Source organism: Pseudomonas sp. A-1 (assembly GCF_004801855.1).
Lineage (GTDB): Bacteria > Pseudomonadota > Gammaproteobacteria > Pseudomonadales > Pseudomonadaceae > Geopseudomonas.
Window position 1 is genome coordinate 1 of the sequence record NZ_SSTC01000092.1, and the last position, 14,924, is coordinate 14,924.

General features: G+C 69.0%; 14 protein-coding genes and 1 pseudogene. 11 read left to right on the top strand and 4 right to left on the bottom strand.

What is annotated here, in order from left to right:
- From E5198_RS17385 to E5198_RS17405, 5 genes and pseudogenes are all read left to right on the top strand, one after another.
- A pseudogene (locus E5198_RS17385) lies at window positions 1-261 on the top strand (ATP-binding protein); the annotation flags it as partial.
- A 63-nt stretch (window positions 262-324) separates the two neighbouring features.
- A complete protein-coding gene (locus tag E5198_RS17390) occupies window positions 325-1,077 on the top strand; it encodes an ABC transporter substrate-binding protein (protein WP_136491217.1) in 753 nt (250 codons plus the stop codon).
- A gap of 47 nt (window positions 1,078-1,124) precedes the next feature.
- Entirely contained in the window at window positions 1,125-1,820 is a 696-nt protein-coding gene (locus tag E5198_RS17395) for an ABC transporter permease (protein WP_136491218.1), read from the top strand.
- Complete coding sequence (locus E5198_RS17400; RefSeq protein WP_136491219.1) at window positions 1,817-2,509, top strand: ABC transporter permease; 693 nt, start codon at window positions 1,817-1,819, stop codon at window positions 2,507-2,509. Before E5198_RS17395 ends, E5198_RS17400 begins: the two co-directional genes overlap by 4 nt.
- A 210-nt stretch (window positions 2,510-2,719) precedes the next feature.
- Window positions 2,720-3,931, top strand: a complete 1,212-nt coding sequence (locus E5198_RS17405) for a methyltransferase (RefSeq protein WP_256659181.1) — start codon at window positions 2,720-2,722, stop codon at window positions 3,929-3,931.
- Window positions 3,932-4,149: 218 nt separating this feature from the next.
- Here the strand turns inward: E5198_RS17405 and adeC are convergent, their stop codons facing one another.
- Genes adeC through E5198_RS17420 form a run of 3 tightly spaced genes read right to left on the bottom strand, consistent with a single transcriptional unit; the run spans window position 4,150 to window position 9,863 of the window.
- Window positions 4,150-5,547 (bottom strand): AdeC/AdeK/OprM family multidrug efflux complex outer membrane factor, encoded by a 1,398-nt coding sequence (gene adeC / locus E5198_RS17410; protein ID WP_136491220.1) that lies wholly within the window; start codon window positions 5,545-5,547, stop codon window positions 4,150-4,152.
- Window positions 5,544-8,684, bottom strand: a complete 3,141-nt coding sequence (locus E5198_RS17415; RefSeq protein WP_136491221.1) for an efflux RND transporter permease subunit — start codon at window positions 8,682-8,684, stop codon at window positions 5,544-5,546. The genes adeC and E5198_RS17415 overlap by 4 nt, the downstream gene beginning before the upstream one ends.
- 12 nt (window positions 8,685-8,696) lie before the next feature.
- Complete coding sequence (locus E5198_RS17420) at window positions 8,697-9,863, bottom strand: efflux RND transporter periplasmic adaptor subunit (RefSeq protein ID WP_136491222.1); 1,167 nt, start codon at window positions 9,861-9,863, stop codon at window positions 8,697-8,699.
- A gap of 244 nt (window positions 9,864-10,107) precedes the next feature.
- On the opposite strand from E5198_RS17420, the gene E5198_RS17425 reads away from it, so the two are divergent.
- Window positions 10,108-10,749: a TetR family transcriptional regulator gene (locus tag E5198_RS17425; protein ID WP_136491223.1), complete on the top strand. Its 642-nt coding sequence runs from the start codon at window positions 10,108-10,110 to the stop codon at window positions 10,747-10,749.
- A 6-nt stretch (window positions 10,750-10,755) separates the two neighbouring features.
- On the opposite strand, the gene E5198_RS17430 is transcribed toward E5198_RS17425, so the two are convergent.
- Window positions 10,756-11,427: an HD domain-containing protein gene (locus tag E5198_RS17430; protein ID WP_218569068.1), complete on the bottom strand. Its 672-nt coding sequence runs from the start codon at window positions 11,425-11,427 to the stop codon at window positions 10,756-10,758.
- A gap of 120 nt (window positions 11,428-11,547) precedes the next feature.
- On the opposite strand from E5198_RS17430, the gene E5198_RS17435 reads away from it, so the two are divergent.
- The 5 genes from E5198_RS17435 to E5198_RS17455 form a co-directional block, all read left to right on the top strand.
- Window positions 11,548-12,417, top strand: coding sequence for a YafY family protein (locus tag E5198_RS17435; RefSeq protein WP_136491224.1), 870 nt, complete (start codon window positions 11,548-11,550; stop codon window positions 12,415-12,417).
- Window positions 12,418-12,532: 115 nt separating this feature from the next.
- Entirely contained in the window at window positions 12,533-12,883 is a 351-nt protein-coding gene (locus tag E5198_RS17440; protein ID WP_136491225.1) for a YajD family HNH nuclease, read from the top strand.
- 108 nt (window positions 12,884-12,991) lie between these two features.
- Window positions 12,992-13,678, top strand: coding sequence for a UPF0149 family protein (locus E5198_RS17445; protein WP_136491226.1), 687 nt, complete (start codon window positions 12,992-12,994; stop codon window positions 13,676-13,678).
- Between the two features lie 270 nt (window positions 13,679-13,948).
- The gene (locus E5198_RS17450) at window positions 13,949-14,320 is read left to right on the top strand and encodes a histone-like nucleoid-structuring protein, MvaT/MvaU family (RefSeq protein WP_136491227.1); all 372 of its coding nucleotides are present in this window, start codon (window positions 13,949-13,951) and stop codon (window positions 14,318-14,320) included.
- Between the two features lie 174 nt (window positions 14,321-14,494).
- Window positions 14,495-14,924: biotin/lipoyl-binding protein (locus E5198_RS17455; protein WP_136491228.1), on the top strand; the 430-nt coding region annotated here is incomplete at its 3' end.

Here is a 14,924-nt window from a genome sequence, read left to right on the forward strand (position 1 = left end):
CCCAAGGTGATCCTGTTCGACGAGCCGACCTCGGCGCTCGATCCGGAGATGGTCCAGGAAGTGCTCAACGTGATCCGCGCGCTGGCCGAGGAAGGCCGCACCATGCTGCTGGTCACCCACGAGATGAACTTCGCCCGCCAGGTGTCCAGCGAGGTGGTGTTCCTCCACCAGGGCCTGGTCGAGGAGCAGGGGCCGCCGGACCGGGTGTTCGGCAGCCCGAGCTCGGAGCGCTGCCGCCAGTTCATGTCTAGCCTCAAATAACAACTCGGCCGACGCGCCCGCGCCGCGGCCGGGCGACGGACAGCCAAACAAGGAGCCCTACCCATGAAAATCCGCAACTCGCTGCTGGCCATGGCCGCAGCCCTGGTCCTCGCCACCCCGGCGCTGGCCGCCGACAAGCTGCGCATCGGCACCGAAGGCGCCTACCCGCCCTTCAACCAGATCGACGCCAGCGGCAACGTGGTCGGCTTCGACGTGGAGATCGCCAAGGCGCTGTGCGTGAAGATGCAGGCCGAGTGCGAGATCGTCACCTCCGACTGGGACGGCATCATCCCGGCGCTCAACGCCAGGAAGTTCGACTTCATCGCCGCTTCCATGTCGATCACCGACGAGCGCAAGCAGGCGGTCGACTTCAGCGACCCGTACTACACCAACAAGCTGCAGTTCATCGCGCCCAAGTCGGTCGACTTCAAGACCGACGAGGCCAGCCTCGACGGCAAGGTGATCGGCGCGCAGCGCGCCACCATCGCCGGCACCTGGCTGGAGGACAACCTCGGCGACGTGGTCGAGGTGAAGCTCTACGACACCCAGGAAAACGCCTACCTCGACCTGGCCGCCGGCCGCGTCGACGGCGTGCTGGCCGACAAGCTGGTCAACTGGGAATGGCTGAAGAGCGACGCCGGCAAGGACTTCGAGTTCAAGGGCGAGCCGGTGTACGACGACGACAAGATCGGCCTCGCCGTGCGCAAGGGCGACGACGCCCTGCGCGACAAGCTCAACGCCGCCCTCAAGGCGATCGTCGAGGACGGCACCTACAAGCAGATCAACGACAAGTACTTCCCCTTCAGCATCTACTGAGCCGCTAGCGGCGCGCCATCTTCACGCTGGCGCGCCGCCGACAAACCATGATTCCTGACCTTCAAGGCTTCGGGCCGGCGCTGGCCGCCGGCACCTGGATGACCATCAAGCTGTCCGTCGCCGCCGTCGGCGTCGGGCTGCTCCTCGGCCTGCTCGGCGCCCTGGCCAAGACCTCGGCCAGCCTGCCCCTGCGCCTGCTCGGCGGCGGCTACACCACGCTGGTGCGCGGCGTGCCGGAAACCCTCTGGGTGCTGATGATCTACTACGGCACGGTGAGCGGCCTGAATGCCGTCGGCGCGGCGTTCGGCTACCCCGAGCTGGCACTGAATCCGTTCGCCGCCGGCACCCTGGCGCTGGGCCTGTGCTTCGGCGCCTACGCCACCGAGGTGTTCCGCGGCGCGCTGCTGGCCATTCCCAAGGGCCAGCGCGAGGCGGGCCAGGCGCTCGGCCTGTCCGGCCTGCGGATCTTCTGGCGCATCATCCTGCCGCAGCTGTGGCGCACCGCGCTGCCCGGCCTCGGCAACCTGTACATGATCCTGCTCAAGGACACCGCGCTGGTGTCGCTGATCTCGCTGGAGGAGATCATGCGCAAGGCGAGCGTCGCCTCCAACGCCACCAAGGCCCCCTTCACCTTCTACATGAGCGCCGCGGCCATCTACCTCGGCCTCACCGTGATCGTCATGCTGGTCCTGCACCAGCTGGAAAAACGCGCCGGCCGCGGCATCGCGAGGAACGAGCTATGAGCGGCTGGGAACTGCTGGTCAAATGGACCCCGAAGATGCTCGACGGCGTCGCCCTGACCCTCGAGCTGGTAGCGATCGCCGTGGTCGCCGGGCTGATCGTCGCCCTGCCGCTGGGCATCGCCCGCGCCTCGCGGCACTGGCATGTGCGCGCGCTGCCCTCGGCGTACATCTTCTTCTTCCGCGGCACCCCGCTGTTGCTGCAGCTGTTCATCGTCTACTACGGCCTGGCGCAGTTCCCGGAGGTGCGCAAGAGCGCGCTGTGGCCGTTCCTGCGCGATCCGTACTGGTGCGCGCTGGCGACCATGACTCTGCACACCGCGGCCTACATCGCCGAGATCATGCGCGGCGCGATCCACGCCGTGCCGGTCGGCGAAGTGGAGGCGGCGCGCGCGCTGGGCATGTCGCAGCGCCAGGCGCTGTGGCACATCATCCTGCCGCGCGCCGCGCGCATCGGCCTGCCGGCCTACACCAACGAAGTGATCCTGATGCTCAAGGCCAGCGCGGTGGTCTACACCGTGACCCTCTACGACATCATGGGCATGGCGCGCACCATCAGCTCGCGCACCTACGAGCAGATGTTCTTCTTCGTCTACGCCGGGGCGCTGTACCTGGTCATCACCATCGGCCTGACCTGGATCTTCCGCGGCATCGAGCGCTGGCTGCGCATCGACGCGGCACGCGCCCGCTGAGAAGCGGTGCCCTGGTGCGCGCGGCGCACCCTACCGGCGACCACCGCCGAACCGTAGGGTGCGCCATGCGCACCACACCGACGACCACCGCCGAACCGTAGGGTGCGCCATGCGCACCACGCCGACGAGCACCGCCGAGCCGTAGGGTGCGCCATGCGCACCACGTCGCCGCTATAATCGCCGCCCGCCCACTGCCCGCCGCCGCCCGCCGTGTCCGACATCCTCCAAGGCCCCCTGCTGCGCCAGCGCTTCGCCGAGCTGGACGCCTTCCTGCGCGAACACCAGATGCTGTGGCGCGACAAGCCGTTCACCGCCCTGACCCTCGGCTGGGAGCGCGACTACCCCGCGCTGGCCGCCTGGCTGCGCGGACGCACGCTGGAGCAGGCCGACGCGGTGCACAACCACCCCGAGCAACTGGACGCCCCGGCGCCCTTCCCGCAGCTGGCCGCGCACGCCGCGCAGCTGGCCGCGGTCGGCGACCTGCCGGCTGGCGCCGTGGCGCCGCTGCCGGCGCAGTTCAGCGTCGACGTGCCGGGGCGCAAGTGGCAGCAGATCGACGCCTTCGCCAGCCGCCTGCAGTTCCGCGAACCGCCGCGCCACTGGCTGGACTGGTGCTCCGGCAAGGGCCACCTGGGCCGCCGCCTGGCCCACGCCGGCACGCCGCTGACCTGCCTGGAATACGACGCCGCGCTGGTCGCGGACGGCCAGCGCCTCAGCGACCGCCTCGCCCTGCCGGCGCGGCACCTCGAACAGGACGTGCTGGCCGCCGGCGCCAGCGAACGCCTGCAAGCCGGGCACACCCCGGTGGCCCTGCACGCCTGCGGCGAGCTGCACGTGCGCCTGCTGGAGCTGGCCAGCGCCAAGGGCTGCCGCCAGCTGGCGGTAGCGCCCTGCTGCTACAACCGTATCGCCACCGACGTCTACCGGCCGCTGTCGCAGCCGGCGCAGGCCTCGGCGCTGCATCTCAGCCGCGACGACCTGCGCCTGCCGCTGGCCGAGACGGTCACCGCCGGGGCGCGGGTACGCCGCCAGCGCGACCAGTCGATGGCCCGCCGACTGGCCTTCGACCTGCTGCAGCGCGAGCTGCGCGGGGTGGACGACTACCTGCCGGTGCCCTCGCTGGCGCCGGCCTGGCTGGACAAGCCGTTCGCCGAATACTGCCGCGAACTGGCCGAACTGAAGGAGCTGCCGGCACCCGGCGAGCGCGACTGGGCGGCGCTGGAGGCCGCCGGCTGGCAGCGCCTGGCCGCGGTGCGCAACCTCGAGCTGGTGCGCGGCCTGTTCCGCCGGCCGCTGGAGCTGTGGCTGCTGCTGGACCGGGCGCTGTACCTGGAGGAGCAGGGCTATCGGGTGCGCCTCGGCGCCTTCTGCGACTACCGCCTGACCCCGCGCAACATCCTGCTGCTGGCCGAGCGCGGCTGAAGCGGATGCCGGGGAGGTAACTCGCGCAGCGATTATCTACCACCTGCCGGGAAGATCGCTGCGCGAGGCTTCCCTGCGCCTGGCTGGACTGCTGGTGCGCATGGCGCACCCTACGAACCAGCCTGAGCAAAACCGCCGTAGGGTGCGCCGCGCGCACCATGGGCACAGTGCGCGGGCGGCCTCCCACGCGCGAGCGTGGGAGCCATCACGGTCTGTCCCTACTCCACCCCGCCGCCGAGCGCCTTGAACAGGGCGATCTCGCTGGACAGCTGGGCCAGGCGGTCGCCGATCAGCTGCTGCTGCGAGCCGAACAGCTGGCGCTGGGCGTCGAGCAGGGTCAGCTGGCTGTCGACCCCGGTGCGGTAGCGGCGCTCGGCCAGGCGCCGGTACTCGGCATTGGCCGCCACCAGCTGGCGCTGCGCCGCGAGCTGCGCGACGTAGGTGCTGCGCGCGGCGAGGCCGTCGGCGACCTCGCTGAACGCGGTCTGGATCGCCTGCTCGTACTGCGCCACCTCGACCTGCTTCTGCAGCCTGGCGTAGTCCAGGCTGCCCTTGAGGCTGCCGGCGGTGAAGATCGGCAGGTTGATCGACGGCTGGAACAGCCAGGTGCCGCTGCCGCCCTTGAACAGTCCGGACAGCTCGGTGCTGGCGCTGCCGGCGCGGGCGGTCAGGCCGATGCTCGGGAAGAACGCCGCGCGCGCCGCACCGATGTCGGCGTTGGCCGCCCTGAGCTGGTGCTCGGCGGCGAGGATGTCCGGGCGCCGCTGCAGCAGGTCGGAGGGCAGGCCCACCGGCAGCTCGGCCAGCTGCACCTGCTCCAGCGGCGCGGCCGCCGGCAGGTCGGCCGGCAGCGCACTGCCGAGCAGCAGCTGCAGGGCGTTGTGGTCCTGGGCGAGCAGGCGCTGGTACTGGGCGACGTTGACCCGCGCGCCCTCCACCGCGCTGCGCGACTGGCTCAGCTCCAGCGCCGAGGCGACGCCGACGTCGAAGCTGCGCTGGGTCAGCGCCAGGCTCTGCTCGTAGGTCTTCAGGGTCTCCTCGCTGAGCGCCAGCAGCTCGCGGTCGGCCTGCAGGCTCAGCCAGGCGTCGGCGACGCTGGCCACCAGGCCGATCTGCGTGCTGCGCCGCGCCTGCTCGGTGGCGAAGTACTGCTCCAGCGCCGCCTGGTTGAGGCTGCGCAGGCGACCGAACAGGTCCAGTTCCCAGTCGGTGACGCCGACGGTGGCGCCGTACTCGCCGTTGGTCGCGGCGGAGCCGGTGCGGGTCAGGTCGGCCGGCAGGCGCTGGCGGGTGCCGCTGCCGCGGGCGTCGAGCTGCGGGAACAGCTCGGCGCGCTGGATGCGGTACAGCGCCTGGTAGGCCTGCACGTTGAGCGCCGCCACGCGCAGGTCGCGGTTGTTGTCCAGCGCCACCTCGATCAGGCGCTGCAGCGCCGGGTCGCGGAAGAAGCCGCGCCAGGCGGGCAGCGCGCTCGCCGCGCTGTCCGCCGCACCGGCATACACGCCCTCGGACGGCCAGGCGGCGGCCACCGGCGCCTCGGGGCGCTGATAGTCGGGGATCAGCGAGCAGCCGCCGAGGCCCAGCAGGAGGCTCAGGGTCAGGATCGACTTGTTCACAGCACGGACTCCTTCTCGGCCTGCACGCCCGGCTTGCGCTTGCGCTCGGTCAGCGAGCAGACCAGTACGTAGAACAGCGGGATCCAGAAGATCGCCAGCACCAGCGCGGAGAGCATGCCGCCGATCACCCCGGTGCCGATGGCGTGCTTGCTGCCGGCGCCGGCGCCGCTGGAGACGGCCAGCGGCACCACGCCGAGGATGAACGCCAGCGAGGTCATCACGATCGGCCGCAGACGCATGCGGCAGGCCTCCGCCGCGGCGTCGACCAGGCTCATGCCCTGCTCGTGCAGCGACTTGGCGAACTCGACGATGAGGATCGCGTTGCGCGCCGACAGGCCGATGGTTGTGAGCAGGCCGATCTGGAAGTACACGTCGTTGGACAGGCCGCGACCGTAGGTGGCCAGCAGCGCGCCGATCACCCCCAGCGGCACCACCAGCATCACCGAGAACGGGATCGACCAGCTCTCGTACAGCGCCGCCAGGCAGAGGAACACCACCAACAGCGACAGGGCGTACAACGCGGTAGCCTGGTCGCCGGCCAGACGCTCCTCGTAGGACAGCCCGGTCCAGGCCAGGCCGACGCCCGGCGGCAGCTGGGCGGCGATCTTCTCCACTTCGGCCATCGCCTCGCCCGAACTGTAGCCCGGGGCGGCGGCGCCGAGGATCTCCATCGCCGACACGCCGTTGTAACGCGACAGCTTGGGCGGTCCGTAGATCCACTGGCCGCTGGCGAAGGCGCTGAACGGCACCATCTGGCCCTCGGCGTTGCGCACGAACCACTTGTCGAGGTCCTCGGGATTCATCCGCGCGGAGGCCTCGCCCTGCAGGTAGACCTTCTTCACCCGGCCGCGGTCGATGAAGTCGTTGACGTAGCTGCCGCCCCAGGCGATCGACAGGGTCTGGTCGATCTCGGCCAGCGACACGCCCTGGGCGCGCGCCTTCTCGTCATCGATCAGCAACTGGTACTGCGGCTCGTCGCGCAGGCCGTTGGGGCGCACGCCGGCCAGCTTGGGGTTCTGCCCGGCCAGCTGGAGGAACTGGTCGCGCGCCTGGCTGAGCACCTGGTGGCCGACGCCGGCGCGGTCCTGGAGGAACACGTTGAAGCCGGTGGCATTGCCCAGCTCCATCACCGCCGGCGGGGCGAAGGCGAACACCATGGCGTCGCGGAAGCCGAAGAAGCGCTGCTGGGCGCGCTGCGCCAGCTCGAACACGCCCTGGCCCGGCTCGGTGCGCTCGCTCCACGGTTTGAGGTTGATGAACGCCATGCCCGAGCTCTGCCCGCGGCCGGCGAAGTTGAAGCCGTTGACGGTGAACACCGACTTGACCACCTCGCCCTCTTCCTCGAGCAGGTACTCGCGCATCTGGCGGACCATCTCGTAGGTGCGCTCGGCGCTGGAGCCGGCCGGGGTCTGCACCTGGGCGAACAGCACGCCCTGGTCCTCCTCCGGCAGGAACGAGGTGGGGATGCGGGTGAACATCCAGGCCATCACGCCGACGATCACCAGGTACATCAGCAGGTAGGGCGCCTTGCGCCGCAGAACCGCCTTGACGCCGCGCTCGTAGCCCTGCACGCCACGCTGGAAGCTGCGGTTGAACCAGCCGAAGAAGCCCTTCTTCTCGTGGTGCGCACCCTTGGCGATCGGCTTGAGCAGGGTGGCGCACAGCGCGGGAGTGAACACCAGCGCCACCAGCACCGACAGCGCCATGGCCGAGACGATGGTGATGGAGAACTGCTGGTAGATCACCCCGGTGGAGCCGGGGAAGAACGCCATCGGCACGAACACCGCCGACAGTACCAGGCCGATGCCGACCAGCGCGCCCTGGATCTGCCCCATCGACTTGCGGGTGGCCTCCAGCGGCGACAGCCCCTCCTCGCTCATCACCCGCTCGACGTTCTCCACCACCACGATGGCGTCGTCGACCAGCAGGCCGATGGCGAGGATCATGGCGAACATGGTCAGGGTGTTGATGCTGAAGCCGAACGCCGCGAGGATGCCGAAGGTGCCGAGCAGCACCACCGGCACCGCCAGGGTCGGGATCAGGGTGGCGCGGAAGTTCTGCAGGAACAGGTACATCACCAGGAACACCAGGCCGATGGCCTCGAACAGGGTGGTCACCACCCCCATGATCGACGCCGAGATCACCGGCGTGGTGTCGTACGGATAGACCGCCTTCATCCCCGGCGGGAAGAACGGCTCCAGTTCGTCGAGGGTCTGGCGCACCGCGGCCACGGTGTCCAGCGCGTTGGCGCCGGTGGCCAGCTTGACCGCGATGCCGGTGGCCGGCAGGCCGTTGTACTCGGCGCTGATGCTGTAGTTCTCGCCGCCCAGCTCGACGCGGGCGACGTCCTTGAGGCGCACCTGCGAGCCGTCGGCGTTGACCTTGAGGAGGATGTCGCGGAACTGCTCGGGGGTCTGCAGGCGGGTCTTGCCGATGATGGTGGCGGTCAGCTGCTGGCCCGGCGAGGCCGGCAGGCCGCCGAGTTGGCCGGAGGACACCTGCACGTTCTGCGCCTGGATGGCGCTCTTCACGTCCACCGGAGTCAGCGCGTAGTTGTTCAGCCGGGCCGGATCGAGCCAGATGCGCATGGCGTACTGGGCGCCGAACACCTGGAAGTCGCCGACGCCGCGGGTCCGCGACAGCGGGTCCTGGATGTTGGAGACGATGTAGTCGGCCAGGTCGTTGCGGTCCATGCTGCCGTCTTCGGACACCAGGCCGATCACCAGCAGGAAGTTGCGCACCGCCTTGGTGACGCGGATGCCCTGCTGCTGGACCTCCTGCGGCAGCAGCGGGGTGGCCAGCTGCAGCTTGTTCTGCACCTGCACCTGGGCGATGTCGGGATCGACGCCCTGGTTGAAGGTGGCGGTGATGGTCATGCTGCCGTCGGAGTTGCTCTCCGAGGAGATGTAGCGCAGGCCGTCGATGCCGTTGAGCTGCTGCTCGATCACCTGCACCACGGTGTCCTGCACCGTCTGCGCCGAGGCGCCCGGGTAGCGCACGGAAATGCCCACCGCCGGCGGGGCGATGCTCGGGTACTGGTTGATCGGCAGCTTGAGGATCGACAGGCCGCCGGCCAGCATGATCACCAGGGCGATCACCCAGGCGAAGATCGGCCGGTCGATGAAGAATCTGGACATGGCGCTATCCCCTTAACGGCCCTGGGCCGACTGCTGCTGGGCGGCCGGCTGGCTCTCGGCAGGCTTGCCCAGCGCCGGCACGTTGCTCGCCGCCTGCACCTTGACCTCGACGCCCGGCTTGATGAACTGCAGGCCCTCGGTGATCAGCCGGTCGCCGGCCTCGAGGCCCTCGCTGACCAGCCAGAAGCTGCCGGCGGTGCGCTCGGCCTTGAGGGTGCGCACCTCGACCTTGTTCTCGGCATTGACCACCATGGCCACCGCCTCGCCCTTGGCGTTGCGCGTCACGCCCTGCTGCGGGGCGAGGATCGCCGCGCTCTTGCTGCCGGTCTGCAGCCGCGCCTGGACGAACATCCCCGGCAGCAGCTCGTGCTGCGGGTTGGGGAACACCGCGCGCAGGGTCACCGAGCCGGTGCCCGGATCTACCGACACCTCGGAGAACTCCAGGCGTCCGTCGTGGGCGTAGGCGCTGCCGTCGGGCAGGCTCAGGCTCACCCTGGCGGCGGTGTCGCCGGCCTTCTCCAGCTGGCCGGCGGCCAGCTCGCGACGCAGGCGCAGCAGCTCGGTGGCCGGCTGGGTGACGTCGACGTAGATCGGATCGAGCTGCTGGATCACCGCCAGTTCCTGTGCCTGGCCGCTGCTGACCAGCGCGCCCTCGGTCACCGCCGAGCGGCCAATGCGCCCGCCGATCGGCGCCAGCACCTTGGTGTAGCGCAGGTCGATGCGCGCCTTCTCCAGCGCCGCCTCGGCCTGCAGCTGGGCGGCGCGCGCCTCGTCGTACTGCTGGCGGCTGACCGCCTGGTCGGCCACCAGCACCTTGTAGCGCTCGGCCAGCGAACGGCTCGACAGCAGGGTGGCCTCGGCGCTCTTCAGGGTCGCCTCGTAGGTCGCCGGGTCGATCTGGTACAGCTGCTGGCCGGCCTTGACCTCGCGGCCCTCGGCGAACAGGCGCTTGAGCACGATGCCGTCGACTTGCGGGCGCACCTCGGCGATCCGGTAGGCCGCGGTGCGGCCCGGCAGCTCGCTGGTCAGGGTGAACGGCTGCGCCTCGAGGGTCACCACGCCTACCTGCGGCGCCGGGCGGGCCTGCTGCGGCGCCGCCTCCTTCTGGCAGCCGGCCAACAGCAAAAGCGACAGCAGGGCGGAGGCGCCCAGCGTCGCGCGTGCGGAGGAGCTATTCATCGGAAAGCCTCGAATTCGTTGTGCACAAGCAAGGTTGGAATCGGGGAGGAGATTGCATCTCCAGTGCCAGGCACTATACTTACATTCGCGTCTGTTTGTAAATTCGCAGAATTGCAAGTATCCACTCGCACGCCCGGAAGATCGCGCCAGAACCCCGCTCGCCGCCAGCAGCGTTTTTTGTGAGACTGCGCGCCCTCGACACCACAGGGAAGTCACAATCCGCCACAGGCCCAGAGACCTCCGCATGGCTCGCAGAACCAAAGAAGAAGCCGAAGCCACTCGGCAACAGATCCTCGACAGCGCCGAGCGCGTGTTCGCCGCCAAGGGGGTCGCCCACACCACCATGGCCGACATCGCCGCCGACGCCGGGGTGTCCCGTGGCGCGGTGTACTGGCACTTCACCAGCAAGGCCGACGTGTTCAACGCCCTGCTCACCCGCCAGCATGACGCCAACAAGGTGGTCTGCTCCGCCGCCCGCAATCCCGACGAGGCCGACCCGCTCGGCCAGATCCGCAACATTCTCGTGCACTTCCTGTGCAAGACGGTGCACGACCCCCAGCAGCGCCGGGTCAACGAGATCTTCCACCACAAGTGCGAACTGGCCGGCGACCAGGAAAGCCTGCGCGAGCTGCTGCAGGCCACCGGCGACGAGATCGACCGCGACATCGCCCTGTCGCTGCGCAACGCCATCAGCCGCGGCCAGCTGCCCGCCGACCTCGACCTGACCCGCGCCGCCATCGGCATGCATGCCTACATCCACGGCCTGATCAACAACTGGCTGCTGCGCCCGGACAGCTTCGCCCTCGACCAGGAAGCCGGCGCGCTGGTCGACGCGCTGCTCGACATGCTGCGCTACAGCCCGGCACTGCGCCTGCCGGCCGGCTGACCGCGCTCAGCCGGCCAGAGCGACGATTCCCGCCACCACCGCGCCCAGCGCCGCAGCCGGCAGCGCCTCGCGGCGGGCGAACAGCTCGCCCAGGCTGCGGTAGTACCACAGCACGCCTTCGCGTCCGCCGCTGAAGCGCTCGAGGCTCGCGGGGCCGAACCGCTCCAGGTCGTGCAGGATGCAGCGGGCGTTGTGCAGCTTGTCGCAGGCGTTGACCAGCAGCGAGTCGGCACCGACCTCGGCGAGATGGGCCAGGTAGCGCTGCTTGCGCGCCCGCCACTCGGGCTCGCCCTGGTCGAGGGCATCGGTGCAGTCGAGCACCATGCGCAGCACCCGTTCGCCGAAGTACTGGTTGATCTGCGAGGCGTGCTGGTGGCCGCCGTCCTCGACCACGTCGTGCAGCAGGGCGGCGATGGCCTGGTCCTCGTCGCCGCCGTACTCCAGCACCAGGGCGCTGACCGCCAGCGGGTGGGAGATGTAGGGCACCGCGGTGCCCTTGCGCAGCTGGCCGGCGTGCACGTGGGCGGCATAGCCGAAGGCGCGGGACAGCCGCTCGCTGTGCTTCATCGCGGACGGCTCCCGATGCTGGCGGATGGGTGGCTGGGCGGTCGCCGCGGCGGCCTGGGCGGGGGCGCCGAGCCGCTGCATGGCGGTGACCAGTGTGGGAATCCTGCGCATGTCGTCATCTCCTGCCGCGCCCGCTTGTGCTTGCCTGACGCCGCCACCCTATGTAGCTTCAGGCGACAGGTCCATCCTGTAGAAGTACACAGGTAAAGTTTTGGCGCACATGGAGGCGTGATGAAGGGACGACCCGCGCTGGACGAGATCCGCTGGGATCTGGCCATGCGCTACCGGCTGATCGAGACCATCGCCCTGTGGGAAGGGCGGCTGACCACCCAGCACCTGATGCAGGGCTTCGGCATTTCCCGCCAGCAGGCGAGCAAGGACATCAACAGCTACATCCGGGAACATGCGCCAAGAAACTTGACATATGACGCCAGCCTGAAGGGCTACGCGCCGACCCGCCAGTTCCGCCCGCGCTTCATCGACACCAGCGCCAGCGCCTACCTGCACCTGCTCAACCAGAGCCGCGAGCGCGCCCCGCACATCGAGGGCCTGGAACGCAGCTATGCGCACAGCGAGGTGGTCGAGCTGCCCGACCGCAGCGTGCGCCCGGAAGTGCTGCGCCCGCTGCTGCGCGCCTGCCGCGAGGGGCTGCGCCTGGAGGCCGAGTACGTGTCGTTCAACACCCCGCGGGTCGAGGTGCGGGTGATCGCCCCGCACACCCTGGTGTTCACCGGCATGCGCTGGCACGTGCGCGCCTACTGCGAGAAGAACCGCGACTGGCGCGACTTCGTGCTCAGCCGCTTCCGCGGCACGCCGGAGCTGCTCGACCGCACGGCGCAGGGCCGCGACTACGATCCGGGCTGGAACACCCGGGTCGACGTGATCCTCGAGCCGGATGCTCGCCTGCTGGCGGAGCAGAAGGCGATCACCGAGAGCGACTACGCCATGCAGGGCGGCCGTCTGGTGCTGCCGACCCGCGGCGCGCTGGTGCAGTACGTGCTGCAGCGCTACCAGCTCGATCCGACCAAGCTGCACCCCAATCCGGCGGCGCAGCAGCTGCAGGTAGCCAACCTGGAGGCGCTCAAGCCCTGGCTGTACTGAGCCGGGCATCGGCCCCTCTTGCCTGGGCGGCGCACATGGCCAACACTCGGCGCAGGCGGTGGCGCCGCACGGCGCCGCCTCATCCATCTCCAGAAAGAAAGTGCGGGTTATCACCATGTCGGACAGAACGGGCAGCAGTGCCAGCTACAGGCAGCGCGAGGCGGGTTATCGCGACAAGGCGCTGAAGATGTATCCGTGGGTCTGCGGCCGCTGCGCGCGGGAATTCACCTATTCCAACCTGAGCCAGCTGACCGTCCACCATATCGACCACAACCACGACAACAATCCGGCCGACGGCAGCAACTGGGAGTTGCTCTGCCTGTATTGCCACGACCACGAACACTCCAAGTACTCCATCTACAACGGCGAGAATGGCAGCGCGGTGATTCCCGGCGAGAAGTCGCCACAGGTGAAGCACAATCCGTTCGCCAACCTCAAGTCGCTGATGGACAAGCAGCAGAAGTAGTTGCCGGACAGGGCCGCCGGCCACGACCGCAACCGATGCGCGCGACGCATCTCCCGGCGCGGCGGATCGCCAGTTTCCGCCGCGCCCATCCATACCCAGGAAAATCCCATGCAAGACTATGAAAAGCCCCTCGACGAGGCGGAAATCGACCAGCTGAACGAACTGCTGTTCAGCTATTCGGAAAAGGCCGAGCAGGAGCATGGCAAGGACGGCGAGGAAGTGGATTGCGTGTTCAGCGTTTCCGAGCTGGACGGCTTCCTCACCGCGGTGCTCACCGGCCTCAATCCGATTTCGCCGGCGGAGTGGCTGCCGGCGCTGTGGCGCGGCAAGTTGCCGAAGTTCGAGACCGAAGCCGAACTGCAGCAGCTCACCGACCTGCTGATGCGCCACATGAATGCCCTGGCCCACAGCCTGTTCGAGGACCCGGAAAGTTTCGCGCCCATCTACGAGATCGGCGACGAGGACGGCAGCGAAGAAGTGCTGGTGGACGAGTGGTGCTACGGCTACATGCGCGGCGTCGAGCTGCGCGACAAGGACTGGCAGGCCCTGCGCGACGCTCAGCCGGAGCTGCTGCTGCCGTTCATGCTGCTCAGCGGCGCCTTCTCGCTGGACGACGGCGAGGAGGTGACCGAGGAGGAACTGGAGGAAATGCGCGAGAGCCTGCCCGACCTGGTGTTCGCCATCCGCGACTTCTGGATGGCCGAGGCGGAAAAGCCCAAGGCGCCGAAGATCGGCCGCAACGATCTGTGCCCGTGCGGCAGCGGCAAGAAATACAAGCAGTGCTGCCTGCACTGAGGCGTCCCTGAACGCCGCGAATGTCGGCCGCGCTTGACGGCCGGCATTCCGCCCTCCCGCACCGGGTCCCGAGCCGCAGTGTGGGAATTCCGTCAGTTCCCCCGCACTGCCGCCAATTCCCTCCGCTATTATTGAAACTATTGACGGCAGGCAGCCGCCTCTATAAAAAGCAGCCTCTTGTCCGCAACGGGAACAGGTGCAGGGAGTGCAGGTAATTCGCGTGTGCGGATTTTCCTATTGCCGACCCATTCCCTTTCCCGGAGAAACTCGATGTCCAAACTGTTGGAATTCCGCAAGGCCGAACAGGCGCTCAGGGAGCAACTGGCGCGCCTGGAATCGCTCAAGCACGACCAGGAACTCAAGCACGAAATGGAATTCGAGGAAAAACTCAAGGCGCTGCTGCAGGAGTACGGTTTCAAACTGCAGAACATCGTCGACATCCTCGATCCGCAACCGATCCATATTCCCGAGCTGGAACTCCTGGAGCAGCAGGGCGGCCGCCGCGTGCGCAAGCTGCAGGTGTGGAAGAACCCGGTCACCGGCGAAGTGCTGGAAACCAAGAGCGGCAACAACAAGAAGCTCAAGGCCTGGAAGGAAGAGTACGGCGAGAAGTTCGTCTCGACCTGGCTGCAGAAGGACTGAGGTCCGGCCCTGCCGCACGGCATGATCGCTCCCATGCGCCTGCGTGGGGGCGCAAGCGCTGGGCGCTGCCCGCTCCGGGCGCCCCTGCGACGCTCGACCTGTAGCCTCCCGCCCGCTTTTCTCGCACACTGCCCGCCATAGCTGCCGCCCTACGGCCCTGTCAGGGAGTGATCCGTGTCGTCCGCCCTCCGCCCCCGCCCCGTTCTCCTCCTGCTCCTGCTGCCGCTCGCCCTGCTGCTGTTGCTCGCCTGGCGCCACTGGCAGGGGCCGCCGCTGCCCGGCTACCGGCTGGAGACGCGCCCGCTGGTGCAGCGCGTGGTGGCCAGCGGCGAGGTCAGCAGCCAGTCGCTGGCGCGCATCGGCAGCGAGCTGACCGGCGTGGTCAGGGCCCGCCATGTGCGCGAGGGCGATGCGGTCAAGCCCGGCGACCTGCTGCTGGAGCTGGACGACCGCGAGCAGCGGGCCCGCCTGGGCGAAGCCGAGGCAGCGCTGCGCCAGCTGATCGACGCCGAGCGCCCGCAGGCGCGCGCGGCGCTGCGCGAGGCCGAGAGCCAGCTGCAGCGCGCCGGCAGCGAGCGCCAGCGGCGCGAGACGCTGTTCGCCC